Consider the following 25,584-nt stretch of genomic DNA (forward strand, 5'->3'; position numbering starts at 1 on the left):
ACACGCGAGCAGACGAGGCAACACCGGCCCGAGGATGCACCGTGCCCGCATTCGACCTGGACACCGAACTCACCGCCGAACGACACCACCTCGCCGCGTCACGCGCCGCGCTCGCCCGCATGCGGGGCCGGGCCGAGGCGCTCTTCTCGACCGGCGACAAAGTGGCCGGCGACGCCTACACCGCCGAGCAGCTGGGGCGGCACATGGCCCGCCGCGTCAAGGAACTCGCCGACGACCCCACCACCCCGCTCTTCTTCGGCCGCCTGGACATCGAGGAAGCCGCCTACCACGTGGGCCGCCGGCACGTCACCGACGACGCCGGCGAGCCGATGGTGCTGGACTGGCGGGCCCCGCTCTCCCGCTCCTTCTACCGGGCCAGCGTGCGCGACCCGCAGGGCGTCGCCACCCGCCGCCGGTTCGGTTTCGTCAAAGGCGAACTGACCAGCTTCGAGGACGAGCACCTGGACCGCGGCGAGGAACTGGGCACCACGAGCCGCATCCTGACCGCCGAGATCGAACGCCCGCGCGTCGGGCCGATGCGCGACATCGTGGCCACCATCCAGCCCGAGCAGGACGAACTCGTCCGGGCCGAACTGACCGACTCGATCTGCGTGCAGGGCGCCCCCGGCACGGGCAAGACCGCGGTGGGCCTGCACCGGGCGGCCTACCTGCTCTACCTGCACCGGGAGCGGTTGCGACGCTCGGGCGTGCTGATCGTCGGGCCCAACACGGCCTTCCTGTCGTACATCTCGGCCGTGCTGCCCGCCCTCGGCGAGGTCGAGGTGCAGCAGGCCACCGTGGACGAACTGGTCGCGCGGACGCCGGTGCGGGCCGTCGACACCCCGGCCGCGGCCCTGGTCAAGAATGACGTACGGATGGCCACCGTGCTGCACCGGGCGCTTTGGCGCAAACTCACCAAACCCACCGAGCCGATCATGGTGTCGGACGGCTCGTACCGCTGGCGCATCGACGCCGAACCGCTGCGGCGCATCGTCGACGAGGCACGGCGCGAAGGCCTCCCGTACGGGGTGGGCCGGGACCGCGTACGGGCCCGGGTCGTCGGTCTCCTGCAGCGGCAGTCCGAATATCGCACCGGCAACTCACCGAGCGAGGGCTGGCTGCGCAAGATGAGCAAGATCGGCCCGGTGACCGAGTTCCTGGAGGCCGCGTGGCCCGCCGTCACCCCCGAACAGCTGGTGGCCGAGGTGCTCACCGACCCGCCCGAGGGTCTGCTCACCGACGAGGAACGTGCTGCCGTCCGCTGGGCCAAGCCGCCCAAGACCGTCAAGTCGGCCAAGTTCAGCCCGGCCGACCTGGTGCTCATCGACGAGGCGGCCGGGCTGCTGGAACGCGAGACCAGTTTCGGGCACGTGGTGGTCGACGAGGCCCAGGACCTCTCCCCCATGCAGGCCCGCGCGATCGCCCGGCGCAGCGAACACGGGTCGATCACCGTGCTGGGCGACCTGGCCCAGGCCACCGCGCCGTGGGCCGCCGCCGAATGGCGCGAGACGCTGAACCACCTGGGCAAGCCGGAAGCCGTGGTGGTGCCGCTGACCGTCGGGTTCCGCGTGCCGGCCTCCGTGGTCCAACTGGCCAACCGCCTGCTGCCCGCGCTCGGCGTCGACGTGCCCGAGGCAGTGTCGCTGCGCCGCGACGGCGATCTGGTGCTGACGCCCGTGGCCGACCCGTCTGACCTGGACACCGAGACCCTGGCCGAGGTGACCGCGGCGCTGACCCACGAAGGCTCGGTGGCGGTGATCGCAGCCGACGCGGCGGTCGAAAGGCTGCGCGGCCACCTCACAGCGGCCGGCGTCGACCACGCGACAGCCGACGACGTCGACTCCGAGGCGCGGGTCACGGTGGTGCCGGCCACGATGGTCAAGGGCCTCGAGTACGACCACGTGATCGTGCACGAACCGGCCGACATCGTCGCCGCCGAACCGCGCGGTCTCAACCGGCTCTACGTCGTGCTGACCCGCGCGGTGTCCCGGCTCTCGGTCATCCACGCGAAACCACTGCCCTCGCCGCTCGACACCGCGGCCTGACCCCGCTCCGTTCTGACCCCGTCTTCCATGCCGCTCAGCGCAGCGGTTTGACCCAGCGCGACCAGTCGTCCTGCCGGTGGTAGCCGCGCGCGGCCCAGATCGCGTGGGCCCGCTCGTTGCCGTCGAGCACCATCGCGTCGACCCGGGTGCCACCGAGGGCCCGGAAGCGTCGCTCGGCCGCCTCGACCAGGGCCGCGCCGATGCCCTCGCGACGCCGATCGGGGGCAACGGCGAGCCGGTAGAGGTGGCAGCGCCACCCGTCCCACCCGGCGATCACAGTGCCGACGATGCGCTCACCGTCGAGCGCAACGATCAGCGCATCGGGATCGCGCAGGTGCAGGGCAGCCAGGGCGGCAGGCGTGTCGGCAGGCCGCCCCTCGTTCTCAGCGGCGGTCAGCCAAAACCGCAGAACATCACTGAGCTGCGAAGATTCGGCCGCCCCCACGATCACACTGGACACGCCCCCGAGCGTATCCGCCGCCCTCGACCACGCCGCCCCGCCGCCATCCCGGCCCACCTCGCCCCGCCACAGCCCGACCCGTCTCGTCGCCCGCCGCCCCGGCCGTCGAACCGCCCCGCCACGACCTGCCCCGCCCAGCCCCGCCACGACCCGCCCCAATCCGACGCGCTCCGTCAACCGCCGCCCGGCCCGTCGAACCGCCCCGCCAGAGCCCGACGCGACTCGACCCGCCACGTGCCGACGCCGCGGCCGGCCCGCCCGCCCACCCGTCAACTTTATGGCACAAACTTCTTTGACTTTGTGCGGTAAAGTTCTTTGCATGACCCCGATCGACGACGACGCCCCTCCGCTCGACCCGGCCGAGTCCCTGGCCCTGATCGAGCGCGAGCGCCACAACTTCGGCCGTGACCTCTCGCCCGACCCCCGCATGATGTTCTGGCCGTGGGGCATCGCCTGGCTCGTCGGCTTCACGCTGTTCTTCCTGCGCTTCGGCCCCGACGGCCGGGTCCTGGTCGACCTGCCCGACTGGTTGCCGCTGCTCGTCCTGGCGCTGCTCATGGTCGCGGCCGGCATCACCACCGGCTTCGCGGGCAGCCGGGTCAGCCGCCGGATCTCCGGGCCCAGCACCCGCCAGGGCGCGATGTACGGCGTCAGCTGGTCGGTCGCGTTCACCGCCTTCTCGATCCTGTTCGCGCAGTTCAGCGACGTGCTGCCGGAGGAGAAGGCGGGCCTGCTGTGGGCCGGCGGCATGGTCGCGCTGACCGGCGCGCTCCACATGGCCGGTGCCGCGATCTGGAACGACCGCGACATGTTCGTCCTCGGCGCCTGGACCAGCGTCGTCAACATCGCCGGCATCCTGATCGGCCCGGGCTGGCACGCGCTGATCGTCGCCGTGGCCGGGGGCGGCGGCATGATCGCGGCCGGCCTGATCGGCTGGCTGCGCCTGCGATGAGCGACAACTCCGAACCGCTGGTCACCGAGCTCGACCCGGTGATCCACGCCCAGGCCCGGCTGCGCGTCGTCTCGGCCCTTTCGGTGCTGCGCGAGGACGACCGCGTCACCTTCCCGCAGTTGCAGGAGTCGCTGCGGATGACCGCCGGCAACCTCTCCGTCCACCTGCGCAAGCTCGAGGACGCGGGATATGTCGAGGTCACCAAGACCCACCAGGGCCGCACCCCGGCCACCCTGGTCCGGCTCACCCGCCGCGGCCGGCTCGCCTTCGACGACTACACGGCGGCGCTGCGCGCGCTGCTCAACCCTTGAGAGGACAGTCGTGATCCTGGCCCGCGCGCTCGACGTCACCCGCCGCTACGGCGACAAGCTCGCCCTCGACGGCGTCACCTTCGAGGTCGAGGCGGGTGAGCTGGTCGGCCTGCTCGGCCCCAACGGAGCCGGCAAGAGCACCCTGGTCAACCTGCTGACCGGCCTGCGACGGCCCACCGCGGGCACGGTCGAGCTGCTCGGCGGCGACCCGCGGCTGCCGCAGAGCCGCCGCCACCTGGGCGTCACTCCACAGGAGACCGGGCTGCCCGCCTCGTTGCGGGTCGGCGAGGTGGTCGATTTCGTCTCCGCTCACTACGACGATCCGCTGCCCAAGGGTGAGCTGCTCGACCGGTTCGGGCTGTCCGAGCTCGTCCGGCGGCAGACCGGTGGCCTGTCCGGCGGGGAGAAGCGCCGGGTCGCGGTCGCGCTGGCGTTCGTCGGCCGGCCGCGCATCGTGTTCCTCGACGAGCCCACCACCGGGCTCGACGTGCAGGCCCGCCGGTTCCTGTGGGACGGCATCCGCTCCTTCCAGGCCGGCGGCGGCACGGTGGTGCTGACCAGCCACTACCTGGAGGAGATCGAGGCGCTGGCCCGGCGGGTGGTGGTGATCGGGGGTGGCCGGGTGCTGGCCGACGACAGCGTCGAGGCCGTGCGCGGTCTGGTCGCCGTCCACCGGGTCAGTCTCGACCTCGCCGGCTCGCTGCCCGACCTGCCCGGCATCGCGAGTTCCGAGCGCGACGGCGACCGGCTGCACCTGCTGACCGCCGACGCCGACCGCCTGGTGCGCGACCTGGTCGCGTACGAGGTGCCTTTCGCTCATCTGGAGGTGCGCCCGACCTCGCTGGAGGAGGCGTTCCTGACGATCACCGAAGACCACGCCCCCACCGCCGCCTGAGGCCCGTCCGACCACCCCAACCAGCCGCCCCTTTGAGCGGACTGAAGACTTGGAGTTCTGATTGACCACCCTCGCGTTCACGCACGCCAAGTTTCAGCTGCTCGAGACCGCCCGCATCCCGATCGCCCTGTTCGGCAGCGCCTTCTTCCCGTCCGCGGCGATGCTGGCGTTCGTCGTGCCGTTCGTCGGGGACAACGCGGAGTACGCCACCGCCGCGACCGCCTCGATGATCACGTTCTCGGTGATGTCGACCAACCTGTTCCAACACGGTGTCGGCGTCTCCGAGGACCGGGCGCAACCCTGGGATCCGTACGTGCGCTCCTTGCCCGCCGGCGCCCTGCCCCGTTTCGCCGGGCGCATCCTGGCCGGCCTGACGCTGATGTTCGTCTCGCTGCTGCCGGTCGTGCTCATCGCGGCGTTCCTGACCGAGGCCACGGTGACGCCGGCGCAGTTCCTGCTGACCGCGGGCACCGTGGTGGTCATCGCGATCCCGTTCATCCTGATGGGACTGGCGATCGGCTATGCGATGCCGCAGAAGGCCGCGATCGTCGTCGCCCAGTTGCTGTTCTTCCCGCTGGCGTTCCTGGGCGGCCTGATGACCGGTCCCGGCCTGGCGCCCGGCTTCGTCGAGGACCTCGCGCCCTACCTGCCGACCGGCGGCGCGGCCCGGCTCATGTGGGCCGCCGTCGGCGACTTTCCCTCCGATTTGGGGGCAATCGCCGCGCTTGTGGGCTGGACGATCGCCCTAGGTTGGGTGGCCGTATGGGCCTATCGACGCGACGAGGGTCGGCGGTTCAGCTAGAACAACGACACTTAAGCCCGTCCAAAGGTGCGCGGTGCAACGATTCGGCAATGACCCCATCGACTCCCGGATCACCTACGTGGGTCGATCTCGGCACCGCCGACCCCGTGGACGCGGAAAGGTTCTACACCGCGCTGTTCGGGTGGACGTCGGACATCGCCGGTGACTACATCACGTTCCTGCTCAACGGGCGGCCGGTGGCCGGCGCCGGCCCGCTCTACGGGGTGGGTCAGCCCACCGCCTGGAGCACGTACATCGGCACCGACGACGCCGACGGGGTCGCGGCCCGGGTCGCCGCGGCCGACGGCAAGGTGCTGGTGCCCCCGTTCGACGTGCAGGACCAGGGCCGGATGGCCGCCTTCCTCGACCCCGGCGGCGCGCCGTTCAGCGTGTGGGAGCCGGGCACGATGCGCGGCGCGGAGCTGTTCGACGTGCCGGGCGCGCTCACCTGGAACGAGCTGAACACGCGCGACCTCGACGGCTCGATGGCGTTCTACCAGGCGGTGTTCGGCTGGCAGTTCCGCAACAGTTCGATGTCGGGCATCCCGTACGTGGTGGCCAAGGTGCATGAGACGCCGGTCTGCGGCATCCAGCCCATGCTCCCCGAGGAGTGGCACGACGACGTCGGTCCGCACTGGACGGTCTATTTCGCGGTGCCCGACTGCGACGCGGCGACCGACCGGGCCTTGGCGCTGGGCGGCGCGGTCGTGCGCCCGCCGACGTCCCTTCCGATCGGCCGGTACGCCGTGCTGGCCGACGCGCAGGGCGGCTGGTTCGCGGTTCTCGCGGGCAACCGCTAACCCCGTACGGGCACCACCAGCGGACCGTGTTCGCCTTCGATGATGCGCACCCGCACCCGGTAATGCTTGGCCAGGTTCTCCTCGGTCAGCACCTCGCGGGCCGTCCCCGCCGCCACCACGGCCCCCTCGGCCAGCAGCACCATGCGATCGGCGTATTCGCCGGCCACGGAGAGGTCGTGCATCGTGGCCAGCACGGTCAGCCCCCGCTCGGCCCGCAGCCGGTCGATCAGTTCGAGCACTTCCTGCTGGTGGCCGATGTCGAGGGCGCTGGTGGGTTCGTCGAGCAGCAGGATGCCCGCGCCTTGAGCAAGCGCCCGGGCCAGGAAGACACGCTGCCGTTCACCACCCGAGAGCGTTTCGAGCCGCCGCCCAGCGAACTGCGCCACGTCCAGCGACTCCAGCACCTCCTGAACGGCGGCCAGGTCGGCGGCCGATTCCCGGCCCAGCGGCGGGATGTAGGGCGTGCGGCCGAGCAGCGCGTAGTCGAGCACCCGCATACCCGGCGGGACCGTGGGCGTCTGGTTGACCGTGGCGATCGTCTTCGCGCGCTCGCGGCGGTGCAGCGTGTCGACCGGCCGGCCGTTCAGCTCGACGCGGCCGGTGAACGGCAGCAGACCACCGATCGCACGTAACGCCGTCGACTTCCCCGCGCCGTTGGGGCCGATCACCATGACCCATTCGCCGCGGGCCACGTCGAGGTCGACGCCGTCCACGATCAGATTCCCGTCCAGCCGTACGCGGAGATCCCGCGCGCTGATCACGACGTGCCCGCCCGGCTGCGGCGCAGCACGACGATGAAGAACGGCGCACCGAAGAACGCAGTGACCACCCCGATCGGGATCTCGGCCTGACCGCCGGCCGTACGGGCGAGCAGGTCGGCCAGGGCCAGGAACGCCCCGCCGAACAGGACCGAGAGCGGCAGGATCGAGCGGTAGCTGGGCCCGGCCAGCAGGCGCATGATATGCGGGACGACGATGCCCACGAAGCCGATCAGGCCGGAGACCGAGACGGCGGCCGCGGTGCCCAGCGAGGCCGCCACGATCAGCAGGTAACGGCTGCGCTGCGGGTGCAGTCCCAGACCGCTCGCCTCCTCGTCACCGACGGTCAGCACGTCGAGTTCACGCCGCTGGGCCAGCACGATCACTGCGGTCACCACCGCGTACGGGAGGACGATCAACACGTCGTGCCATCCCGCGGTGGCCAGCCGGCCCAGCAGCCAGGAGTAGACCTCGCGCAGCGTGTCGACGTTCTGCTGCATGACGTAGGTCTGTCCGGCGGCCAGGAACGACGACACCGCCACCCCGGCCAGGATCAGCGTGGCGGGCGAGCGGTCCCGGCCCCCGGCCGCGCCGAGCAGCCAGGTCAGTGCGACCGCCAGCAACGCGCCCGCGAACGCCGCGACCGGCACCCCGATCGGCAGGTCGGCCGTGGCGTCGCCGGTGGCCCCGGCCCGCAGCGCGATCACCGCGGTGACCCCGAGGCCCGCGCCGGCCGCCACCCCGAGCAGATGCGGGTCGGCCAGCGGGTTGCGGAAGACACCCTGGTAGGCCGCGCCGGCCAGGGCCAGCAGGCCGCCGACGAGCAGGCCGAGCACCACTCGGGGTAGCCGCAGTTCGGTGAGGATGGCCACCTCACGCTCGGTCAGGCCGCTGTGCAGGTGAACACCGGGGATCAGGTTGAGCAGTTCGATCGCGACGCCACCGGGCGGCAAGGACACCGATCCGAACGCCAGCCCGGCGATCAGCGCGACCAGCACCGCGACGACCCCACCGGCCAGCCAACCGGCGCGCAGGCCGGCCGGCCGTACGGGGCGAGGGAGCGTCGCCGTCACGCGGGGATCTTGGCCACCGCGTCGGCGATGGCACGCACCAGGTCAACGGTGCGCGGACCCCAGCGGGAGGCGATGTCGTCGTCGAGCGCGTAGATCTGATTGCTCTTCACCGCGGTGACCGTGCTCCAGCCCTTGCGCGCGGCCACCGTCTGCGGCGACTGCTGACAGCACTTGCTGTCGGCCAGGAAGATCGTGTCGGGGTCGGACTTGACCAGCGACTCCTGCGACAGCTGGGGATAGCCGCCCTTGGCGCCGTCCGGGTCGGCGGCATCGGCCACGTTGGTCATACCGAACTTCGCGAAGATCGAGCCGATGAACGTCTTGGACGTGACGCTGTAGAGGGTCGGATCGAGCTCGTAGTAGTAGGTGAGCGGCGTGCTGCGCGGCGGCACGTCCTTGACGATCTTGTCGATGTCCGCGGTCATCTTCGCGCTCAGCGCGTCCGCCTCGGCCGTGTGCCCGGTCAGGCTGCCGAATTGCCCGATCTGCTGGTAGGTGCCGTCGAGGTCGGTCGTCGCCGAGGCCACGAACACCGGGATCTTGAGCTTGTCCAGCTGCGACACGATCTTGTCGATGTCGTTGGACAGGATCACCAGGTCGGGGTCCTTGGCCGCGATCGCCTCGGCGTTCGGCTTGAACCCGGACAGGTCGGTCTTGGGCGCGTCGGCCGGATAGTTCGACTGGTCGTCGACCGCCGTGACCTGGGGACCGGCCCCGATCGCGAAAAGGATCTCGGTGGCGGTCGAGCTCAGCGAGACGATCTTCTGGGGCTGCTGGTCCAGCGTCAGGTCGCCCACGGTCACGGGGTAAGCGGCGGCGGACGCGCTCGACTGTGTGGTGCCCGAGGGTTCGGTGGTGTCGTCGTTACCGCCGCAGGCGCCCGCGACGAGCAGGGTGGTGGCCGCCAAGGCAGCCGTGAGCACGCGTTTCATGAGGTCCTCCGGTCGGCCGGGTGCGATGCCGACGGTCGTCGGCCGGGTGCTTCGCCGACGAGGCCTCGGGGGGCGGTCCGTCCGCGAGGCGCCCCTCCCCGGGAGCGCTGGTTCGCGACCGGCGTCCAGGCGACCTGGCTCGGCCCTTACCGGGCCACACAGTTGCGGGACAGCGCCGGACTCGCACCGGCTTCGCTGAACGCGGTCCCTCCGACGCTAACCCACCGCGGGGTCACGTGCGGTCGGCGGGCTTCTCTTCCACCCTGTTCGCCCCGGCCCGGTCGCCCTCGGCGGCCGCCTCCTCGTCGCCGGCCAGGGCGGCCCGCAGCCGCGCCTTCTCGGCCGAGCGGCGGCTGGCCACGCTGACCAGCTGCTCGTTCATCTGGTTGCGCCACTTGGCGAGCAGGAAGTACGACGCGACGGCCGACACGACGATCGCGATCATGCCCGCGACCAGCAGGTTGAGCGGGAAGAACGAGAGCAGCCCGAGGACGACGGCGAACAGGCCGACCCGCCCGAGCGTGTACTTGATCGCGGGACTCATCTCTTCACTCCGAATCAGCCCGCACGGTCGTTCAGCCAGCGCAGGCCGTAGAACCAGATCAGGCAATAGACGACGGTGAAGCCCGCGGCCCCGGCCAGCCCGCTGACCAGGGTCGGGAACTGGGTTGCGGCGAGCCCGGCGACAGTCATGCCGCCGGCCACCGCGAAACCGACCCCCAGCAGCGCGACCACCACGCGCGAGGCGCCGAAGCCTTCGGCCCGGAACTCCTCGACGAACAGCCACACCGGCAGGATGATGGCCAGCCAGCCGCTGGTGTCGCCGAACTCCGACACCCGGGTCAGCGACAGGATCGCCTCGAGGATCAGCAGCAGGACGGCCCCGGTCACCAGCCCGGCCAGCGCGGTGCCGATCAGGTCACCGATGGTGGCCAGGCGTCCACTGGGGTCGCGGCGCGGCCGGCGCTCGCTCTTCGTGTCCGTCATGACAAGTGCAGACTACGCGCTCGGCTCAGGCCCAGACCTGCTGCGGCTCGCTGCGTCGCGCGGCCAGCGCGGGCGCCTGGTCGTGCTCGCGGACGACCTCGTAGCGCGCGTCCCGCTCGACCGGCCGGAAACCCGCGTCCCAGATCAGTTCGAGCAGGTCGTCGCGGGTGACGCCGGCGTCCGCAAGCGAACCGTCGAGGTCGTCGGCGCCGAAGTTGAGGGTGAGCTGAGCCACCGACAGTCCGTGGTTGGCCCACAGCGACTTCACGTGCGGCACGTTGTCGGCCAGCAGCCGGGCCACCGCGAACGTCTTGAGCGACTCCGCGGGCGCCGCCGTCTCGGTGTGGTCGCCCGACTCGGGCTGGTGCAGCACCGGGATGAGCACCAGCAGGCCACCCGTCGCGTCCTGCTGCTCGCGCAGCCCGATCAGGCGGTCGACACGCTGCTTGTGGTCGTCGTTCTTCCCGTACGGAAGAAGGGCCGCGAGCGCCGACTCACCGGCGAGCTCGGCCGCGGGATCAAGGTCGGCCGCGAACATCACCCGGTCGCCGTTGAGCTCAGTGCGCCGGTGGTGGGCCAGCCGGCCCAGCCACGCCAGGTCGTCGCACGCGAAGAGCGCCTCGCCGTCCTCCCGGGTGAGCCGCTCGCCCGCATAGACCTTGGTCTCGAGCTCGCGCTTGCGTCCGGCATCCATGTGTCGCACCCCTTCTCCACCGCCTCGCCGTCGAGGGTACGTCCCCGCCCTGGATGATCTTGATTTGCCCGCTCGTGGCGGAGGTGCAGGTCACGCGGTTGTTAGCCGGATTCCCAGCCTTCTTTCACCTTCGATCAATCGACAGGTGTGTTCAGTGTGAGGTATGCCTTTAGGGGGAACGGCATGCGGCGCCCGGCGTCGCGGCGGACGGGGAGCACATGGCGACAGCACGAGTTGGGGTCCGGCGATCACGCAGCGCGCGTCCATGGTGGCGCCCTGTGGTGATTTCTGCCGTCGCCGCCACCATCGCTGCCCTTTTCCAGCCTTTGCCCGCTTTGGCCGACCCGGCCGCCGCGCCGCAAGACCTGCTCAGCCGGACGGTGCCCGACGTCGGCGCCCGGCCGATGGCGCTCGGCACCCTCGCGCTCCCGGGTCAGAAGGCACCGACCCCCACTCCGACCGCGTCGCTGGCCGGCGCCGCCGCCAGCCCGGCGCTGCAGCAGATCGAGAAGGGCCGCAACGCGATCGCGACCCTCGGCGACCAGCTCATCGTGGTCGGGCAGGATCGCGACCTGGCCCGTGACCAGCGAGCCGCGGCCGAGCAGAAGGTGAAGCAGGCGGCCACGGTGCTGCAACAGGCGCAGACGGCCGCCTCCGAAGCAGCCGCCCAGGCCGTGATCGACGCCGCCGCGGCGCCGCCCGGCGGGCTCGGCGGGCTGTCCGGCCTCGGCGACCTGGCCCGTCTGCAGCGCGGCGACGACACTCGGCAGGCCATCGCCCGCCAGATCGAGCTGGCCCAGATCACCACGCAGCTGGCCCTCGACGAGCAGTCGCTGAGCGCCACGCGCTACACCGAACTGGCCGCGAAATACACCAAGCTCAACAGCACCCTGACCCAGAAGCAGGCCGCCCAGCAGCGCCTCGAGCTCGCTCACGCCGACGAACTGGCCGCGGCCGAGGCCAGCCAGGCCGGGGTCGACAGTGCCCTCGGGCAGGACTACCTGGCCGGCGCCGAGGCGGGCCGCGGCGCCGACACGCGGGCCCTGCAGGCGCTGCAGTTCGCCCTCGCCCAGCGTGGCGACCCGTACGTGTGGTCCGAGGAGGGCCCGGACGAGTACGACTGCTCCGGCCTGATGTACGCGGCGTACCGCTCGGTCGGTTTCCAGCTGACTCGCGTCTCCCGCGACCAGTACTGGCAGACCCGCAACAAGGTCGTCTCGCGGTACTCGCTGCTCCCCGGTGACCTGCTGTTCTTCAGCCACTCGAACAGCTGGCGGGGCATCCACCACGTCGCCATGTACGCCGGCAACGGCATGATGGTCGAGGCCCCGCGCACCGGCTTGAACGTGCGCCTGACGCCGGTCCGCTGGTCGCGGCTGTTCCAGGCCACCCGCATCTTCGGCTCGATCGAAGGCATCGTGCCCGGTCCCGAGCTGGGCGCGCCCGACCCCGACCCGACGGGCAACCCCGGTACCCCGGGCCGGCCGACCACGCCGCCGAACATCCCGACCCTGCCGCCCCGGACGACCGCGCCCGGCACCACCACGCCGCCCAAGACGACCCCACCGCCGGGCACGACCCCGCCGGTCACCACTCCGCCGGCCACGACGCCTCCCGCGACGACGCCGCCGGCCACCACACCACCGGCCACTACCCCGCCGGCCACCACTCCGCCGGCCACCACGCCTCCGGCGACCAACCCGCCGCCCGCCACCAACCCGCCGGCCACGACGAACCCGCCGTCCAACGGCGGCGGGTCGAGCACCGGCGGCGGTTCACCCTCGGGCGGCGGCTCCAACTCGGGCGGCTCCAACTCCGGCAGCTCACCGTCGGGCGGCGGCTCCAACTCGGGCGGCTCGAACTCGAGCAGCGCGACCAACACGAGCAGCGCGACCAACACGCCGAGCAAGACGAGTTCGGCCACCGCCGCCGAGTCGCCGAGCAGCCGGACGGCCTCAGCGTCCGCTTCCGGCTCCTGACAGGCGGTCGGTCCCCGATAGTCCCTTTCGGTCGTCCCGGTCCGGATGGTGATCAACCGCGGGCGTTCAAATTTCGCCTTTCCGGTGGTCAGTGCCGGGCCGAGGGCATGGTCCGGTTGATGCCGGGTGTGCTGACGCGCACGGATATGGCACGGTTATGGTCAGCGCCCGACGACCGAACCCGTCGGCACGCGGCGGTCGGGAGGATCCATGGACGAGCGGCAGGCGACACCGGACAGCGACGGCATGAAGCCGCCCGCTGCGCGGCCGCTCGCGGGCGACCAGGACGGATACGCGCCACCACCGCCGCCCGCCCCGGGTGCCCTGTGGGCGGCCCCGCAACCCGCCTCCGGCACGATCAAGGCTTCGGCGCCGGTCTCGGCGGCCCCCGCCTCCGACGCTTCCAGCTCCCCCTCGTCGGACGCCGAAGCACCCAAGCCCCTCTTCAGCAGCCTCGGCTCCGGCGGCCCGACCCCCGGCGGCTCGACGTACGGCCGCCCCACATCCGGCAGCTCGACCCCCGGCAGCACCACATCCGACGGCGACGGCCCGACTCCCGGCAGCCCGACGCCTGACAGCCCGCCCTACGGCCGCCCCACATCCGGCGGCTCGACATCGGGGAGCTCGACATACGGCCGCCCGGCCTCCGGTGACCCGGCCTCTGACTCTTCAACCTCCGGCGACGCGACTCCTGGCTCCCCCGCCTCCGGCGACGCGACACCTGACTCCGACACCTCCGAACGGTCCTCCGGCGCTCCCCTGTCCAGCGCTCCCACCTCGGGCGCTCCGGCGGGCAGCAGGGCTGTCGGGTCGGCCCGGCCGGTCAGCCCCGCATCCGACTTGGTGCCCGAGCGGGTCGACGGCGAGAGCCGGCGCCTGCCCACCACGCTGGGCACCGGCGCGGCCCGGGCCACCGTGCCCGGCTCGATCAGCCCCGAGTCGGCCGGCGCGGCCCGCGCCGCCGGTTGGGGCACGGGCGAAGCCAAGCTCTACGGCCGCAAGTCCGCTGAGGACGCCGGCGCCAAAGTGGTCAAGCCCACCGCGGTCGCCTCCGCCCCGGTCTCGGCCGTCCCTTCAGCCCCGGTAGTCACATCGGCCCCGCCGGCATCCGCCGCCACGCCAGCATCCCCCGCCACACCAGCGTCGCGGGCCACACCGGCATCGCCGGCCACAGCAGCGTCGCCTGCCACACCAGCGTCGCCCGTCACACCGGCTTCGTCGGCCACGTCTGCTTCGGCCGCCGCGTCGTCTTCGGCCGCGTCGACTTCGCCGGCTACGTCGGCGTCGGCCGCGGTAAAGCCCGCATCCGCGCCGCCCGAGGCCGGGCAGGGGAGCCGCTCGGTTGTCGCCCGAGCCCGGGTCACGCCGCCGCCGACCGGGGTCTCGGTTCCGCGGGCCACCGAGCCGACGCCGGAGCCGGGTGACCCCAAGCCGTCCGACCCGCGGCCCGATCAGCCGAAGCCCGCCGAGCCGCAGCCGGGTGAGCCCGAGCCGTCGCGGCCCGAGCCCGGCGATCCGCCGCCCACCGACCCCGAGCCCGGCCGGCCCGAACCCGGCGAACCGGAGCCCGGCGAGCCGCAGCGGCCCGCTCCGGTGCCGGTCCCGCCGTCGCGGCCGGAGCCGACCAGCCCCGCGCCGGGGCAGCCCGACCCGATCCAGCCACCGGACCCGTTCCCGGCCCCGCCGGCGCCCGGCCCGTTCCCGGCGCCGACTCCGGGCCCGTTCCCGAACCCGGCTCCCCGCCCCGCGCCGACGCCGCCCGGCCCGGGCCGGCCCCCTGCGCCCAGCCCGACGCCGCCCGGTCCGGTTCCGCCGGGGCCTGGCCCGGCGCCGACACCCCCGGGTCCGGGTCCTTCGCCTGTGCCGCCGGGGCCTGACCCGTCGCCGGTTCCGCCCGGTCCCGGGCCGAGTCCGGTTCCGGGGCCGCCCGGGCCGAGTCCGGTGCCCGGGCCGCCGCAGCCGATCGTGCCGCCGCCGCCGATGATCCAGGGCGGGCTGCCGTCGTACACCGTGCCGCCCGCGACGGGTGGGCGTTCGCCCGCCGCGACCACTCCGTTCGGGGTCGTCGGGGCGGATGCGAAGACCGCGCCGTTCGGTGCGACTTCGCCTCGGTCGTTCGGTGAGCCCGAGACGCGGCCGGGGCCGGTGACAACGCCGGCTTCGACGGCCCCGGCTTCGTCGGGTCCGACGGCCGTGGGTTCGACGGTCAAGGGTTCGACGACGACGGGCCCGGCCCCGCAGGCCGGTGGCGCCCCCGCGTACCCACCGGGTTTCGACCCCGAGCCGACGGTGGCCGTACCGCGGCAGATGCAGCCGGGCACCCTTTACGGCACCGGCGGTTACGAGACGATCGACACGACAATGCCCGTTTCCACCAACCCTGTGGAGAATTCCGGGTCACTTACCGGACACATCCTGGCCCAGGGCTGGCACGACGAGGTCGTCGACCGCAAGCGCAGCAACCTCAAGGTCGCGATCGCCATGCTGGTGGTGTTGGGCCTGCTCGTGACGGTGAGCATCGTGTTCCTGCTGACCGCGGGGAGCTCGTTCAGCGATTGGATCGGCGGGGTCTTCTCGTAGTCGCGGGCGGACTGTGACCCGTACCGGGAAATTTGTCTGTAGCGCTGAGTGACCCTAAGCTGGTCGGGTTTGCGCCTCCGGGGTGTCGTGCCGCGTGTCACTTGTGCGGTGAGCCTGCCCACTACCGGCGTGGAATGCGGTCGGCGCGCAAAACGTTGAGCCGTACACTTATGACAGTTATTGACGCGGCGTGCCCTTGCGGCGCACGCCACGGGCGTTCTTGCGGGTTTTACAGCAGCCGGCTCCTGGTAGCCGCGGCGGGCCATTCGCGAGCATGCGCCCCCGTAGAGAGGTTCTCTTGACCACTTTCGCTGATGCCAGCACGTTCCCGTCCGTCTTCGAGCCCCGTTCCACCGATGAGCAGACCCCCGAGACCGACGCCGCCGAGACCGCGGCTGTCGAGACCGAGGCCGTGAACACCCCGGCCGCCGAGGCCGAAACCGTCGAGACCGCAGCCGCCGAGATCACGGCCGACGAGACTGTGTCCGACGAGACCGAGGAGCCCGCCGAGGCCCCCGTCGCCGTGCCGACCTTCGCCGAGCTGGGCCTGCCGGCCGAGCTGGTGCGCGTCCTCAGCCGTGAGGGCATCACCACGCCGTTCGAGATCCAGGCCGCGACCATGCCCGACGCGCTGGCGGGGCGGGACGTTCTGGGCCGCGGTCAGACCGGCTCCGGCAAGACCCTGGCGTTCGGTCTGCCGCTGCTGGCCCGCGTGGCCCAGGGCGGCCGGGCTCGCCCGCACCACCCCAAGGCTCTGATCCTGGTGCCCACCCGTGAGCTGGCGATGCAGGTCGCCGACGCGCTGATGCCGCTGGGCCGCTCGGTCGGCGTCTTCCTGAAGACCGCGGTCGGCGGCGTGCCGTACGACCGGCAGATGGACGCGCTGCGCCGTGGCGTCGAGGTCATGGTGGCCACCCCCGGCCGCCTCGGTGACCTGATCGAGCGGGGCGCCTGCAAGCTCGACGACATCGAGATCACGGTGCTCGACGAGGCCGACCAGATGGCCGACATGGGCTTCCTGCCCGAGGTCACCGAGCTGCTGGCCAAGACGCCGGCGGACGCGCAGCGACTGCTATTCTCGGCCACCCTCGACGGCGACGTCGACGCGCTGGTCAAGCGGTTCATGCACGACCCGGTCACGCACTCCACGGCCCCGGCCGAGGCCAGCGTGTCCACCATGGATCACCACCTGCTGCTGATCCCGCCGCACGACAAGTTCCCGATCGCCGCGGCCATTGCCAACCGGGCCGGCAAGACGATCGTCTTCGCCCGCACCCAGATGGGCGTCGACCGGCTGGTCGAGCAGCTGCGGCAGGTCGGCGTCCGGGCCGGTGGCCTGCACGGCGGCAAGACGCAGCGGGTTCGCACGCGCACGCTCGCCGAGTTCAAGGAGGGCCGCACCAGCGTCCTCGTGGCGACGGACGTGGCCGCCCGCGGCATCCACGTCGACGGCATCTCGCTGGTGATGCACGTCGACCCGCCCAAGGACCCGAAGGACTACCTGCACCGGGCCGGTCGCACCGCCCGGGCCGGCGAGTCCGGCGCGGTCGTCACGCTGGTGCTGCCCAAGCAGCGCCGCAGCACGCAGGCCATGATGTCGAAGGCCGGTGTGGCTCCCGCCGAGACGCGGGTGCGCAACGGCGACGAGAAGCTGATCGAGATCACCGGCGCCCGCGAGCCGAGCGGTGTGCCTGTGGTCGACGAGCCGGAGCCCCGCCGCGAGCGTGGCGACCGGCCGCGGGGCCGCTTCGGCGACCGCCCGCAGCGTTCGTACGGCGACCGCCCGCGCAGCTCGTACGGTGACCGCCCGCGTGGTGACCGTCCGCAGCGTTCCTACGGTGACCGTCCGCAGCGTTCGTTCGACGACCGCCCCGCCGGTGACCGTCCGCAACGTTCCTACGGCGACCGCCCGACGGGCGACCGCTCGGAGCGCGGGGGCTACGGCGACCGTCCTCAGCGTTCGTACGGTGACCGTCCCGAGCGGGGCGGCTTCGGCGGCGACCGCGATCGCGGTGGCTACGCCGGCGGCGACCGCGGTGGCTACAGCGGCGGCGACCGCGGTGGCTTCGGCGGCGGCCACAGCGGCGGCCAGGGTGACCGCCCGCGCGGCGAGCGTGGTTTCGGCCGCAACGGCGAGCGCACCGGTGGCTTCCGGCGCGACACCAACCAGCGCAACGACCGTCGTGAGGGCCCCTCGGGCCGTTTCGGCACCGCCCGCCCGGCGCGCAGCTACTGACGTACGGCAGCAAACGAACGCCCGGCCCTCACGTGGAGGTGCCGGGCGTTCGGCTTTTCACCGCGGGGCCGCGAGGGTAGACAGGAGGCATGCTGCCCTCCTCGTTGTTCTGGCAACGCAAGGACACCGCCGGCTCCGAGCACGTGCTGGCCGACACGGCTGACGGTCTTTACGCCAGCGGCACGGCGCTCGCGGTCGACCCGATCCCTTACACCTGCCGCTACGAGCTGCGCACCGGTCCCGACTGGGCCACCGGCTTCTTCGACGTCTCGGCCGAGGGCGCGGGCTGGAGCCGTGGGGTGCGCCTCGAACTGGCGGCGGGCCGTTGGCGGGTCACGACGGCCGAGCGGGGCGACCTCGACAAGGTGCTCTCGTCGGCCGGTCACGCCGGCGCGGGCCTGCCCGGCACCGAGGATCCCGACCTGCTGTACGGGGCGTTCGACGTCGATCTGGGCGGTTCCCCGCTGACCAATACGCTGCCGATCCGCCGGCTCGGGCTGCACACGGCGGCCGGGGACGAGATCGGTGTCGCGCATCGGCTCAGCGTGGCCTGGGTGTTGCTGCCGAGCCTCGAGGTGGTGCAGGCCGACCAGATCTACACCGCGCTCGGCGCGGGCCGGGTGCGGTTCGCGAACGAGACGTTCAGCGCCGACCTGTCGATCGACGAGGACGGCTTCGTGGTGGACTATCCGGGCCTGGCGGCGCGGGCGGGTGACCCGGGTCCGCAGCGGGCCGGTTGAGCGACGTACGAGCCTCCTCAGGGTGCCCGATCGTCGATGCCCGCGGGCCGGAACGCGGAAGTTCAGCCGATGCCGGGCTGCGGGCGGTTCTCCCATTTCGTCGAGAGCGCGATGGCCGTACGGGTGGAGGCGACGCCGGGCGTGCGGTTGATGCGCACGATGAGCTGTTCCAGCTCGGCGATCGTGCCGACCCGCACGGTCAGCTGATACGACTCCACACCGGCCATGAAGTAGCAGCTCTCGACCTCGGGCATGGCCCGCACGGCGGCCAGCACGTCGTCGGTGTCGGCGCCCGAGTCCTCGATGATGCCGATCAGCGCGGTCACACCCAGCCCCAGCGCCTCGTGGTCGACCTCGGCGCGGTAGCCGCGGATGGTGCCGGCCGCCTCGAGTTTGCCCACCCGCTCGTGCACGGCCGGCGCGGAGAGCCCGACCTTGCGCGCGAGTTCGGCGTACGACGAGCGGGCGTTGTCCCGTAGCAGGTCGATCAGCCGTAGGTCGATGGAGTCCATGGTGATGACCCTAAACGGGTGGCAGAACGCCACTCACGCCCGGTAGCGACGAATGGGCGGCAGGATAACGATCACTGTCGCAATTAGGGCTTTTTCCGCATTCCAGGGACTCGGTTCCGGGGCAATGCTCTAATGGCTTTACGTCCCGATCGAGCACGCCGACACTCACCGTGATCACGGCCGCTCCAACTGACCGACGCGAGGAGGGGGCTGTGGACACTGGAGATCGCTTGCTCACACCAGGCGAGGTGGCCGCGCTGTTCCGCGTCGACCCGAAGACAGTCACGCGATGGGCCGCAGCCGGACGTATCGGCAGCATTCGCACGCCGGGTGGCCATCGTCGATTCCGTGAATCCGAGGTGCGCGCGTTGCTCGAGGGCGACGGCGTGGTCGAGGAGATGCGCGAGGACGACGCGGCCAACCGCCCACGCAACGCGGGTCCGACGAACCCGGGCATGGGTTACGGCCCGCCCAACGGGTTGCGCTGAGCATTGAGTTCGCCCTTCCACCGGGTCAGGAGCGTGTGCTCCACACCCATGGCGTCCAACGCCTTGCCCGCGATGAAGTCGATGAGCTGCTGCGCCGTGGCCTGCGCCCCGGAGCCGTAGAACCCGGGGCTGGCGGGCAGCACGACCGCTCCGGCGTCGTGCAGGGCGATCAGGTGCTCCAGGTGACTGCGAGTAACCGGCGTCTCTCGCGGCACGATGACCGTGCGTCGGCGCTCTTTGAGGTTCACTTCGGCCGCGCGCTGCAGCAGATCCTTGGACAGCCCGATGGCGATGCCCGCGCACGCCGCTGTGCTGGCCGGCACCACGACCATGCCCCGGGCCGGATACGAGCCGCTGCTCGGCCCGGCCGCCAGGTCACCCGCCGGCCAGTACGTGAGGTCGCCCAGGTCGCGGCCCAGCCACGCGCCGACGTCGTCCTTCCAGTGCGCATCCCGTACGGTGGCGCCGGTCTCGTCGAGAATGGTGAGCCGGGCCGCCCTGGAGATCACCAGGTCGACGGCCTCGCCCGCGTCCAGCAGCCCGGTCAGCACGGCCTTGGCGTAGGGCGTGCCCGAGGCTCCAGAGACACCGACGACCCACGGTTCACGCATGCCTCAAGTGTGCCCCCTAGTCGCGCGGCAGTTGGGCGGAAGTGGGGAAGGCCTCCACCGACGGCGTCCACGAATCCGTTCGTTCGGGCGGGCCGACCGGGCGGATCGACGCCGCGACCTGTCGCAACTGATCCAGTGAGACCGCATCACCGGCGCGGACGGTCATCATCATCCCGTTGGACAGGCTGCCCGATCTGTCGGTGGGAATGGGTTCGGCCTGCACGCGACATTGCCTCGACCATGACGCATCAGTGGCGAAGACGTCCTGATATTCGTTGGGCCCGCACTCCGGATCCGGGCCGCGTTCGCTGCTCCCGCCGCTCATGACGTCGATGACCATCCCGTCCGGCGGGACCGCGACCGGGCCGAAGTTCCGGTTCTTCGTGTCGAGGTTGTAGAGGAACCCGGCGGTCTGGTGGTCGAGTGCGGTGCTGACGAAACGGGTGCTCGCCTTGTCCGGCACGAACACCACCGACGCGTTGCCCCGCATCGAGTATTCGACCGCGGCCAGCCGCATACCGGGCGGTGTCCAGCCCACGGTGTAGCGCTGGCGGATCGGCTGCGGCGTGGCCTGCAGCGCGAACCTGGCCGCGACCGCGCGCATCTCGGCTTCGCTGAGACCCAGATACCGGTCGTACGCCGTGACCACGGCCGTCGCGTTGTCGGCGTACTTCCAGACGAGCACCCGCACCGGTTTCCAGATCCCGTTGTCCGGACCCGGCCGGGCGGAGGCGAAGAAGGCCGGCCGCCCGCCGATCGGGGCGGTCGGCGTCACCTTCTCCGTCCAGGTGCGCGGGGGCTCGAAGCCGGGACGGTAGACGTCGAGGATGCCGACGGCGCGCAGCGGACGGCCTGGCGGCCGGTCCCGGCCGATGTAGGTGGTCTGGTTGTTGACCCCCACCCACTCCGGGTCGCCGACCGTGAGCGGCCCGACTTTATAGGTCTGGAAAAGCCGGTTCAGGGCCCGGGTCGGCGTCGGCGCGGGCGTGACCGGATGCGCCTGAGGCCGGGTGAGGATCTGCGGCACCCCGATCGCGATGGCCACCGCCACCACGGCCGCGATCGCCCACCCGGCGTTCCGGCGCCGCTTGCGCCGGCGGCCCGCCGCGACGAAGTCGTCGACGGTGTATCGCGCCGGAGGTGCTCCCTCCAGCAGGTCAGACAGCTTCATGGCGCGCCTCCGTCCGCTCGTCGAGATCGGGCTCGACGCCCAAGATGCCGCGCAGGGTCTCGAGGCCCCGGGACGTGTACGCCTTGACCGTCCCCTCGGGGCAGCGCAGCGCGGCCGCGGTCTGCGGGACGCTGAGCCCTTCCAGAAACCGCAGCACCAGCACGGCCCGGTGTTTCACCGGCACCTGCAGGAGCGCCCGGCGCAGGTGCACCCGGTCGTCGGCGTGCGGGATCACATCGGGCGCCGGGACGTCGGGCATGGCGTGGCTGTGCGACTGCTCGCGCCGCCACCACGGCCGGCGGGTCTCGTCGATCGCCGCACGGACCACCGCCGTACGGGCATAGGCGTCGTGGTTGTCGACCCGCGCCCACTTCACGTAGAGCCGGGCCAGGGCCGCGAGAACGGCGTCCTCGGCCACCTGCCAGTCGCCGCACGTGAGGTAGGCCAGCCCGCGCAGCGACTCTATCTGCGCCCCGACGAACTCCCGGAACTCGGCCTCGTGGTTGCTCACGCGGGTTAGACGGAGCCCATGCGAGGAACGGTTACACCCGTCACGGCACCCGCAGCTGAACCGACTCGGGCATGGCCTGGTTGATCGGGATCCAGGTGGCCGGGTCGTTCAAGTCGGCCATGGTGATCGACTCCAGCATCCGGCGGTTGTCCGCCAGTCCGCGGCCGCCGCCGACCATGAGGTGATACCGGCCGCCGGCCACCGTGCGGAAGCAACTGTCGAACTTGCACGTCACCCGGGCCGGGTCCGGATCGGTGCCCGGGGAGGCGCCGATCAACTGGACGAACAGATCCTTGTGGATGGTATCCGTGTACCGGACGTCACGGTCGTGGTCGGGCGTCGCCATCCGCGCAGCCGCCCGATCCACATGCTCGAAAAGCACGTTCCGGTGCGGGCCGGAGACACCGACCAGCCGATAGTCGGCGGGCACATAGCCGAGCCGCAACGGGACCGTCACCGGCCTCTCCGGGCCCAGCCGGAACCCCTCGGCCACCTTGCGCATGTCGAGGTCCGAAGTCTCCGTCCGGGCCCGCACCAGCCGCGCGAGGAGCCCGTCGGCGTACTCCCAGAAGAGGAAGCGATCCCGGTCACCGGCCCCGGCCGGCTGTAGGAAGAAGGCCCGGCGGCCGTTGATGGGGGCGGCGGCGGTGATCTTCGCACCCGGGTAGCGGGCCACCGGGTCGGTGCCCGGCCCGTAAACCGCCAGCCCCATCCGTTCGCTCCGCCTGCTGGCGGCCAACGAGACCGTGGCCTCGGTCGACGACGTGGTCACAGCCTCGGGATCAGCCACCCGGAAGCCCGCCGCCTCGTAGCCCTGGAAGCGGGTGACGAACGGGATCAGCGCGCCCCGGGCCGGCGTGGTGACTACGGTCGGGACCGGCGCCGGCGTGACCGGATGCGCCTGCTCACGGCGGGCCAGCTGGGGCACCCCGATCGCGGCGGTCACCGCCACCACGGCCGCGATCGCCCAGCTCGCGTTCCGGCGGCGCTTCCTTCCCCGGCCGGCCCGCAGCACGGAGTCGGCGTCGTGGCGCAACGGCGGTGCCCCCCGCGCGGCCTCGTCCAGCAGTTCACCCATGTCGGAACGCACGTCGCCCCTCCTTCCGCTCGTCCAGGATTTCCCGCAACGCCTCCAGGCCCCTCGACGTGTACGCCTTCACCGTGCCTTCGGGGCAGCGAAGCGCGGCCGCCGTCTCCTGCACGCTCAGCTCTTCGAGATAGCGCAGCACCAGCACCGCACGCAGTTTCACCGGCAACCGGCTCAGGGCCTGCCGGATCCGCAGCCGCTCGTCGATCTCGTGCTGCTCGCCGTCCACCGGCAGCTCGGGCAGGGCGTCGCCGTGCGACTGTTCGCGTCGCCACCACGGCCGCCGGGTCTCGTCGATGGCCGCCCGCACGGCGATCGTGCGGGCGTACGCCTCGGGGTGGTCGACCTTGCCCCACCGCAGATAGAGCTTGCTCAGGGCGGTGACGGCGGCGTCCTCGGCCACCTGCCAGTCGCCGCACGTCAGGTAGGCGAGCGCGCGCAGCGGGTCGAGCCGGGCGGTCACGAAGTCCCGGAACTCGGCGTCTCTGTCACTCACCTGAGTTAGACGGACGGCACGGGGGCCGGCGTTACAACAGCATCAGATCGAGCAGGGCGAAGACGAACAGCGCGATGCCAACGAAGCCGTTGGCCGTGAAGAAGGCCCGGTTGACCTTCGACAGGTCGTTCGGCGTGACGACGATGTGCTGATAGATGAACGCGGCCGCCGTCAGCACCAGGCCGACCCACCAGAGCCAGCTCAGACCCACCACCTGGCCGAACCAGACGAACAGCGCGAAGGTCACCACGTGAGTGACGGTGGAGATGTGCAGGGCCGTGCGGACGCCGAACCGGGCCGGGGTGGAATGCACCCCGATCTTGCGGTCGACCTCGACGTCCTGGCAGGCGTAGATGATGTCGAAGCCGCCGATCCACAGGCCGACGGCGACACCGAGCAGCCAGGCCGGGCCGGAGCCGTCGAAGGTGCCGGTGATGCCGAGCCAGGCGCCGACCGGGGCCACCGCCTGGGCCAGGGCCAGCACGTAGTGCGGGAAGTTCGTGAACCGCTTGGCGTACGGATAGATCACCAGCGGGATCACGGCGAGCGGCGACAGCACGAGACAGAGCGGGTTGAGCAGGCCGGCCGCGGCGAAGAGCACGACCAGCGAGACCGCGGCGCCCGTCCACGCCGTGCGCAAGGAGACCGCGCCGGTGACGAGCTCGCGGTTCTGCGTCCGGGGATTGAGGGCATCGATCTTGCGGTCGAGGATGCGGTTGGCCGCCATGGCGAACGTACGGCCGGAAACCATCGCGACAGTGATCAGCAGCAGATCGAGCCAGTGGACGCCGGTGCCCAGCCGGTCGAGCGCGACGAAGGCCGACAGGTAGGCGAACGGCAGCGCGAACACCGAGTGCTCGATCGCGACCAGGCGCAGGAACGCCTTGACCTTGCCGGGTTTCTCGGGCACCGCCGCGACCGCTGTCATATGCCGTACTCCTTCCAGCGCTTGTCCACGAGGCTGATCACCTCGGGCGTCATCGTCATCTCCTCGGGCCAGCCTCTCGAATAGCCCTCCGCCGGCAGCTTACGGGTGGCGTCGATGCCCGCCTTGCCGCCCCAGAACTGCTGGTAGGAAGCGTGGTCGAGGTGGTCGACGGGGCCCTCGGTGAGCAGCAGGTCGCGGCTGTAGTCGACGTTGCCGAAGGCGCGGAACGCGACCTCGTTGTAGTCGTGGACGTTGCAGTCCTCGTCCACGATCACGACCAGCTTGGTCATCGCCAGCGAGTGGGCACCCCAGACCGCGTTCATCACCTTCTGCGCGTGCTTGGGGTAACGCTTGCGGATCGAGATGATCGCGCAGTTGTGGAAGACGCCGGCCGACGGCAGGTCGTAGTCGACGATGTCGGGGATCAGGATTTTGATCAGCGGCAGGAAGATGCGCTCGGTGGCCTTGCCCAGACCGTGGTCCTCCTGCGGCGGCTGCGACGTGATGATCGAGTGGTAGATCGGCTTCTTCCGCATGGTCATGGTCTCGATGTGCAGCACCGGGAACGGCTCGACCGGGGTGTAGAAGCCGGTGTGGTCGCCGAACGGGCCCTCGGGCAGCCGCTCACCGGGCTCCAGATAACCCTCCAGCACGATCTGGGCCTGAGCCGGCACCTGGAGCGGCACGGTCAGGCAGTCGACCATCTCGACCCGCTCACCCCGCAGGAAGCCGGCGAACAGGTATTCGTCGATGTCGGCGGGCAGCGGCGCGCTCGCCGAGTAGCTCACCACCGGGTCGCAGCCGATCGCGATGGCCACCGGCAGGCGCTGCCCGAGCCGCTCGGCCACGGCGTGGTGGGCCGTGGAGTCCTTGTGGATCTGCCAGTGCATGCCGAGCGTGTTCTTCGAGTGCTGCTGCAGGCGGTAGAGCCCGAGATTGCGCTTGCCGGTCTCGGGGTGCTTGGTGTGGGTGAGCCCGAAGTTGTGGTAGATGCCGCCGTCATCGGGCCAGATCTGCAGGCCGGGCAGCAGGCCGAGGTCGACCTCGTCGCCGGAGAGCACGACCTCCTGACAGGGCGCCGTCTTGACCTTGCGAGGCGGCAACGACTTGAGCTGAAGCACCTTGCCCAGGCCCTCGCGAATGCCGGACCAACCGACCGGAAGCTCCGGTTTGGTCAGCGCACCAATGCGGTCGCCCACTTCGTCAAGACTTTCGACCCCGAGGGCCATCGCCATCCGCTTTTCGGTGCCGAAGAGGTTGATCGCCAACGGCATGGAGCCGCGGGTGGGCCGCTCGAACAGCAGGGCCGGGCCGCCCTCGCGAACGGTGCGTGTCACCACTTCGCTGATTTCCAGCGTGGGGTCGACCGGAACGCTCACCCTCCGCAACTCTCCGGCCGCCTCCAGGGCGTCGAGAAAGCTCTGCAGATCTTCATAGGGAAACCCACGAGGCGCCATGACAACCAGTCTCGCGCACCCCTCCGACAATTCCGCGCGCGGGCGATCACCGTCACTCACGATGTCCGATTCGCGTTGA

Annotated in this window: 28 protein-coding genes and 1 riboswitch; of the genes, 11 read left to right on the top strand and 17 right to left on the bottom strand. The window is 71.5% G+C overall.

The genetic code is table 11. The features are described from left to right. Positions 1–41: 41 nt before the first annotated feature. Positions 42–2,045, top strand: coding sequence for a HelD family protein (locus BKA14_RS29895; protein ID WP_239093410.1), 2,004 nt, complete (start codon positions 42–44; stop codon positions 2,043–2,045). Positions 2,046–2,079: 34 nt separating this feature from the next. Here BKA14_RS29895 and BKA14_RS44415 read toward each other — a convergent pair whose 3' ends face one another. Further along, the gene (locus BKA14_RS44415) at positions 2,080–2,505 is read right to left on the bottom strand and encodes a GNAT family N-acetyltransferase (protein WP_239093412.1); all 426 of its coding nucleotides are present in this window, start codon (positions 2,503–2,505) and stop codon (positions 2,080–2,082) included. Between the two features lie 319 nt (positions 2,506–2,824). Here BKA14_RS44415 and BKA14_RS29905 point away from each other — a divergent pair, with 319 nt between their 5' ends. The 5 genes from BKA14_RS29905 to BKA14_RS29925 all read left to right on the top strand — a co-directional run bounded on the left by BKA14_RS29905 (position 2,825) and on the right by BKA14_RS29925 (position 6,265). Beyond that, positions 2,825–3,457 (top strand): transporter, encoded by a 633-nt coding sequence (locus tag BKA14_RS29905; protein ID WP_184954145.1) that lies wholly within the window; start codon positions 2,825–2,827, stop codon positions 3,455–3,457. After that, positions 3,454–3,768 carry a winged helix-turn-helix domain-containing protein gene (locus tag BKA14_RS29910; RefSeq protein WP_184954146.1) on the top strand — a complete coding sequence of 105 codons (315 nt, stop codon included), beginning with the start codon at positions 3,454–3,456 and terminating at the stop codon, positions 3,766–3,768. The genes BKA14_RS29905 and BKA14_RS29910 overlap by 4 nt, the downstream gene beginning before the upstream one ends. 10 nt (positions 3,769–3,778) lie before the next feature. After that, a complete protein-coding gene (locus BKA14_RS29915) occupies positions 3,779–4,663 on the top strand; it encodes an ABC transporter ATP-binding protein (protein WP_184957303.1) in 885 nt (294 codons plus the stop codon). Between the two features lie 61 nt (positions 4,664–4,724). Continuing rightward, positions 4,725–5,465, top strand: a complete 741-nt coding sequence (locus tag BKA14_RS29920; protein ID WP_184954147.1) for an ABC transporter permease — start codon at positions 4,725–4,727, stop codon at positions 5,463–5,465. A 50-nt stretch (positions 5,466–5,515) separates the two neighbouring features. Further along, positions 5,516–6,265, top strand: coding sequence for a VOC family protein (locus tag BKA14_RS29925; protein ID WP_184954148.1), 750 nt, complete (start codon positions 5,516–5,518; stop codon positions 6,263–6,265). On the opposite strand, the gene BKA14_RS29930 is transcribed toward BKA14_RS29925, so the two are convergent. From BKA14_RS29930 to BKA14_RS29955, 6 genes are all read right to left on the bottom strand, one after another. Beyond that, positions 6,262–7,023, bottom strand: a complete 762-nt coding sequence (locus BKA14_RS29930; protein WP_184957039.1) for an ABC transporter ATP-binding protein — start codon at positions 7,021–7,023, stop codon at positions 6,262–6,264. The genes BKA14_RS29925 and BKA14_RS29930 overlap by 4 nt on opposite strands. Then, complete coding sequence (locus BKA14_RS29935) at positions 7,023–8,096, bottom strand: FecCD family ABC transporter permease (RefSeq protein ID WP_184954149.1); 1,074 nt, start codon at positions 8,094–8,096, stop codon at positions 7,023–7,025. Before BKA14_RS29935 ends, BKA14_RS29930 begins: the two co-directional genes overlap by 1 nt. Next, on the bottom strand, positions 8,093–9,028 hold the full coding sequence (locus BKA14_RS29940; RefSeq protein ID WP_184954150.1) for an ABC transporter substrate-binding protein: 936 nt from the start codon (positions 9,026–9,028) through the stop codon (positions 8,093–8,095). Before BKA14_RS29940 ends, BKA14_RS29935 begins: the two co-directional genes overlap by 4 nt. A gap of 133 nt (positions 9,029–9,161) precedes the next feature. Then, a riboswitch (cobalamin riboswitch) is annotated at positions 9,162–9,219 on the bottom strand. Between the two features lie 41 nt (positions 9,220–9,260). Further along, positions 9,261–9,572 (bottom strand): DUF4229 domain-containing protein, encoded by a 312-nt coding sequence (locus tag BKA14_RS29945; RefSeq protein WP_184954151.1) that lies wholly within the window; start codon positions 9,570–9,572, stop codon positions 9,261–9,263. A 14-nt stretch (positions 9,573–9,586) separates the two neighbouring features. Then, positions 9,587–10,015: a hypothetical protein gene (locus tag BKA14_RS29950; protein WP_184954152.1), complete on the bottom strand. Its 429-nt coding sequence runs from the start codon at positions 10,013–10,015 to the stop codon at positions 9,587–9,589. Positions 10,016–10,040: 25 nt separating this feature from the next. Further along, positions 10,041–10,709, bottom strand: a complete 669-nt coding sequence (locus BKA14_RS29955) for a hypothetical protein (RefSeq protein WP_184954153.1) — start codon at positions 10,707–10,709, stop codon at positions 10,041–10,043. Positions 10,710–10,987: 278 nt separating this feature from the next. On the opposite strand from BKA14_RS29955, the gene BKA14_RS29960 reads away from it, so the two are divergent. Beyond that, entirely contained in the window at positions 10,988–12,688 is a 1,701-nt protein-coding gene (locus BKA14_RS29960) for a C40 family peptidase (protein WP_239093413.1), read from the top strand. 584 nt (positions 12,689–13,272) lie between these two features. On the opposite strand, the gene BKA14_RS29965 is transcribed toward BKA14_RS29960, so the two are convergent. Together BKA14_RS29965 and BKA14_RS29970 are read right to left on the bottom strand one after the other, a co-directional pair. Beyond that, entirely contained in the window at positions 13,273–13,662 is a 390-nt protein-coding gene (locus BKA14_RS29965; protein WP_184954155.1) for a hypothetical protein, read from the bottom strand. Between the two features lie 15 nt (positions 13,663–13,677). After that, complete coding sequence (locus BKA14_RS29970) at positions 13,678–14,088, bottom strand: hypothetical protein (RefSeq protein WP_184954156.1); 411 nt, start codon at positions 14,086–14,088, stop codon at positions 13,678–13,680. Positions 14,089–14,881: 793 nt separating this feature from the next. On the opposite strand from BKA14_RS29970, the gene BKA14_RS29975 reads away from it, so the two are divergent. The 3 genes from BKA14_RS29975 to BKA14_RS29985 all read left to right on the top strand — a co-directional run bounded on the left by BKA14_RS29975 (position 14,882) and on the right by BKA14_RS29985 (position 18,244). Then, positions 14,882–15,268 carry a hypothetical protein gene (locus BKA14_RS29975; RefSeq protein ID WP_184954157.1) on the top strand — a complete coding sequence of 129 codons (387 nt, stop codon included), beginning with the start codon at positions 14,882–14,884 and terminating at the stop codon, positions 15,266–15,268. Positions 15,269–15,566: 298 nt separating this feature from the next. Continuing rightward, positions 15,567–17,504 carry a DEAD/DEAH box helicase gene (locus BKA14_RS29980; RefSeq protein ID WP_239093415.1) on the top strand — a complete coding sequence of 646 codons (1,938 nt, stop codon included), beginning with the start codon at positions 15,567–15,569 and terminating at the stop codon, positions 17,502–17,504. Positions 17,505–17,593: 89 nt separating this feature from the next. Beyond that, complete coding sequence (locus tag BKA14_RS29985) at positions 17,594–18,244, top strand: putative glycolipid-binding domain-containing protein (protein ID WP_184954158.1); 651 nt, start codon at positions 17,594–17,596, stop codon at positions 18,242–18,244. Between the two features lie 62 nt (positions 18,245–18,306). On the opposite strand, the gene BKA14_RS29990 is transcribed toward BKA14_RS29985, so the two are convergent. Next, positions 18,307–18,756, bottom strand: coding sequence for an Lrp/AsnC family transcriptional regulator (locus BKA14_RS29990; protein WP_133873606.1), 450 nt, complete (start codon positions 18,754–18,756; stop codon positions 18,307–18,309). Positions 18,757–18,968: 212 nt separating this feature from the next. Between BKA14_RS29990 and BKA14_RS29995 the strand changes: the two genes are divergently transcribed. Beyond that, positions 18,969–19,244 (top strand): BldC family transcriptional regulator, encoded by a 276-nt coding sequence (locus tag BKA14_RS29995; protein WP_030442123.1) that lies wholly within the window; start codon positions 18,969–18,971, stop codon positions 19,242–19,244. Here the strand turns inward: BKA14_RS29995 and BKA14_RS30000 are convergent. The 7 genes from BKA14_RS30000 to BKA14_RS30030 are packed head-to-tail and all read right to left on the bottom strand — an operon-like array spanning position 19,217 to position 25,505. Next, the gene (locus tag BKA14_RS30000; RefSeq protein ID WP_184954159.1) at positions 19,217–19,855 is read right to left on the bottom strand and encodes a UbiX family flavin prenyltransferase; all 639 of its coding nucleotides are present in this window, start codon (positions 19,853–19,855) and stop codon (positions 19,217–19,219) included. The two genes, BKA14_RS29995 and BKA14_RS30000, sit on opposite strands and share 28 nt — an antisense overlap. A 16-nt stretch (positions 19,856–19,871) precedes the next feature. Further along, entirely contained in the window at positions 19,872–21,026 is a 1,155-nt protein-coding gene (locus tag BKA14_RS30005; protein ID WP_184954160.1) for a hypothetical protein, read from the bottom strand. After that, a complete protein-coding gene (locus BKA14_RS30010; RefSeq protein WP_184954161.1) occupies positions 21,013–21,537 on the bottom strand; it encodes a SigE family RNA polymerase sigma factor in 525 nt (174 codons plus the stop codon). Before BKA14_RS30010 ends, BKA14_RS30005 begins: the two co-directional genes overlap by 14 nt. A 40-nt stretch (positions 21,538–21,577) precedes the next feature. Beyond that, entirely contained in the window at positions 21,578–22,627 is a 1,050-nt protein-coding gene (locus BKA14_RS30015; RefSeq protein ID WP_184954162.1) for a hypothetical protein, read from the bottom strand. Continuing rightward, on the bottom strand, positions 22,608–23,120 hold the full coding sequence (locus tag BKA14_RS30020) for a SigE family RNA polymerase sigma factor (RefSeq protein ID WP_184954163.1): 513 nt from the start codon (positions 23,118–23,120) through the stop codon (positions 22,608–22,610). Before BKA14_RS30020 ends, BKA14_RS30015 begins: the two co-directional genes overlap by 20 nt. A 31-nt stretch (positions 23,121–23,151) precedes the next feature. Further along, positions 23,152–24,048 (bottom strand): menaquinone biosynthesis prenyltransferase MqnP, encoded by an 897-nt coding sequence (gene mqnP, locus BKA14_RS30025; RefSeq protein ID WP_184954164.1) that lies wholly within the window; start codon positions 24,046–24,048, stop codon positions 23,152–23,154. Next, entirely contained in the window at positions 24,045–25,505 is a 1,461-nt protein-coding gene (locus BKA14_RS30030; protein WP_184954165.1) for a menaquinone biosynthesis decarboxylase, read from the bottom strand. The genes mqnP and BKA14_RS30030 overlap by 4 nt, the downstream gene beginning before the upstream one ends. Positions 25,506–25,584 lie beyond the last annotated feature (79 nt).

It is taken from the genome of Paractinoplanes abujensis (assembly GCF_014204895.1).
Classification (GTDB): Bacteria; Actinomycetota; Actinomycetes; order Mycobacteriales; family Micromonosporaceae; genus Actinoplanes; species Actinoplanes abujensis.

What these genes read in the sequence shown, in the direction of transcription:
- BKA14_RS30005 (WP_184954160.1), bottom strand. Translation starts at nt 21,026, where the DNA reads ATGAAGCTGTCTGACCTGCTGGAGGGAGCACCTCCGGCGCGATACACC.
- mqnP (WP_184954164.1), bottom strand. Translation starts at nt 24,048, where the DNA reads ATGACAGCGGTCGCGGCGGTGCCCGAGAAACCCGGCAAGGTCAAGGCG.
- BKA14_RS29990 (WP_133873606.1), bottom strand. Translation starts at nt 18,756, where the DNA reads ATGGACTCCATCGACCTACGGCTGATCGACCTGCTACGGGACAACGCC.
- BKA14_RS29940 (WP_184954150.1), bottom strand. Translation starts at nt 9,028, where the DNA reads ATGAAACGCGTGCTCACGGCTGCCTTGGCGGCCACCACCCTGCTCGTC.
- BKA14_RS29955 (WP_184954153.1), bottom strand. Translation starts at nt 10,709, where the DNA reads ATGGATGCCGGACGCAAGCGCGAGCTCGAGACCAAGGTCTATGCGGGC.
- BKA14_RS29985 (WP_184954158.1), top strand. Translation starts at nt 17,594, where the DNA reads ATGCTGCCCTCCTCGTTGTTCTGGCAACGCAAGGACACCGCCGGCTCC.
- BKA14_RS29950 (WP_184954152.1), bottom strand. Translation starts at nt 10,015, where the DNA reads ATGACGGACACGAAGAGCGAGCGCCGGCCGCGCCGCGACCCCAGTGGA.
- BKA14_RS29925 (WP_184954148.1), top strand. Translation starts at nt 5,516, where the DNA reads ATGACCCCATCGACTCCCGGATCACCTACGTGGGTCGATCTCGGCACC.
- BKA14_RS30030 (WP_184954165.1), bottom strand. Translation starts at nt 25,505, where the DNA reads ATGGCGCCTCGTGGGTTTCCCTATGAAGATCTGCAGAGCTTTCTCGAC.
- BKA14_RS30000 (WP_184954159.1), bottom strand. Translation starts at nt 19,855, where the DNA reads ATGCGTGAACCGTGGGTCGTCGGTGTCTCTGGAGCCTCGGGCACGCCC.
- BKA14_RS29910 (WP_184954146.1), top strand. Translation starts at nt 3,454, where the DNA reads ATGAGCGACAACTCCGAACCGCTGGTCACCGAGCTCGACCCGGTGATC.
- BKA14_RS29945 (WP_184954151.1), bottom strand. Translation starts at nt 9,572, where the DNA reads ATGAGTCCCGCGATCAAGTACACGCTCGGGCGGGTCGGCCTGTTCGCC.
- BKA14_RS29905 (WP_184954145.1), top strand. Translation starts at nt 2,825, where the DNA reads ATGACCCCGATCGACGACGACGCCCCTCCGCTCGACCCGGCCGAGTCC.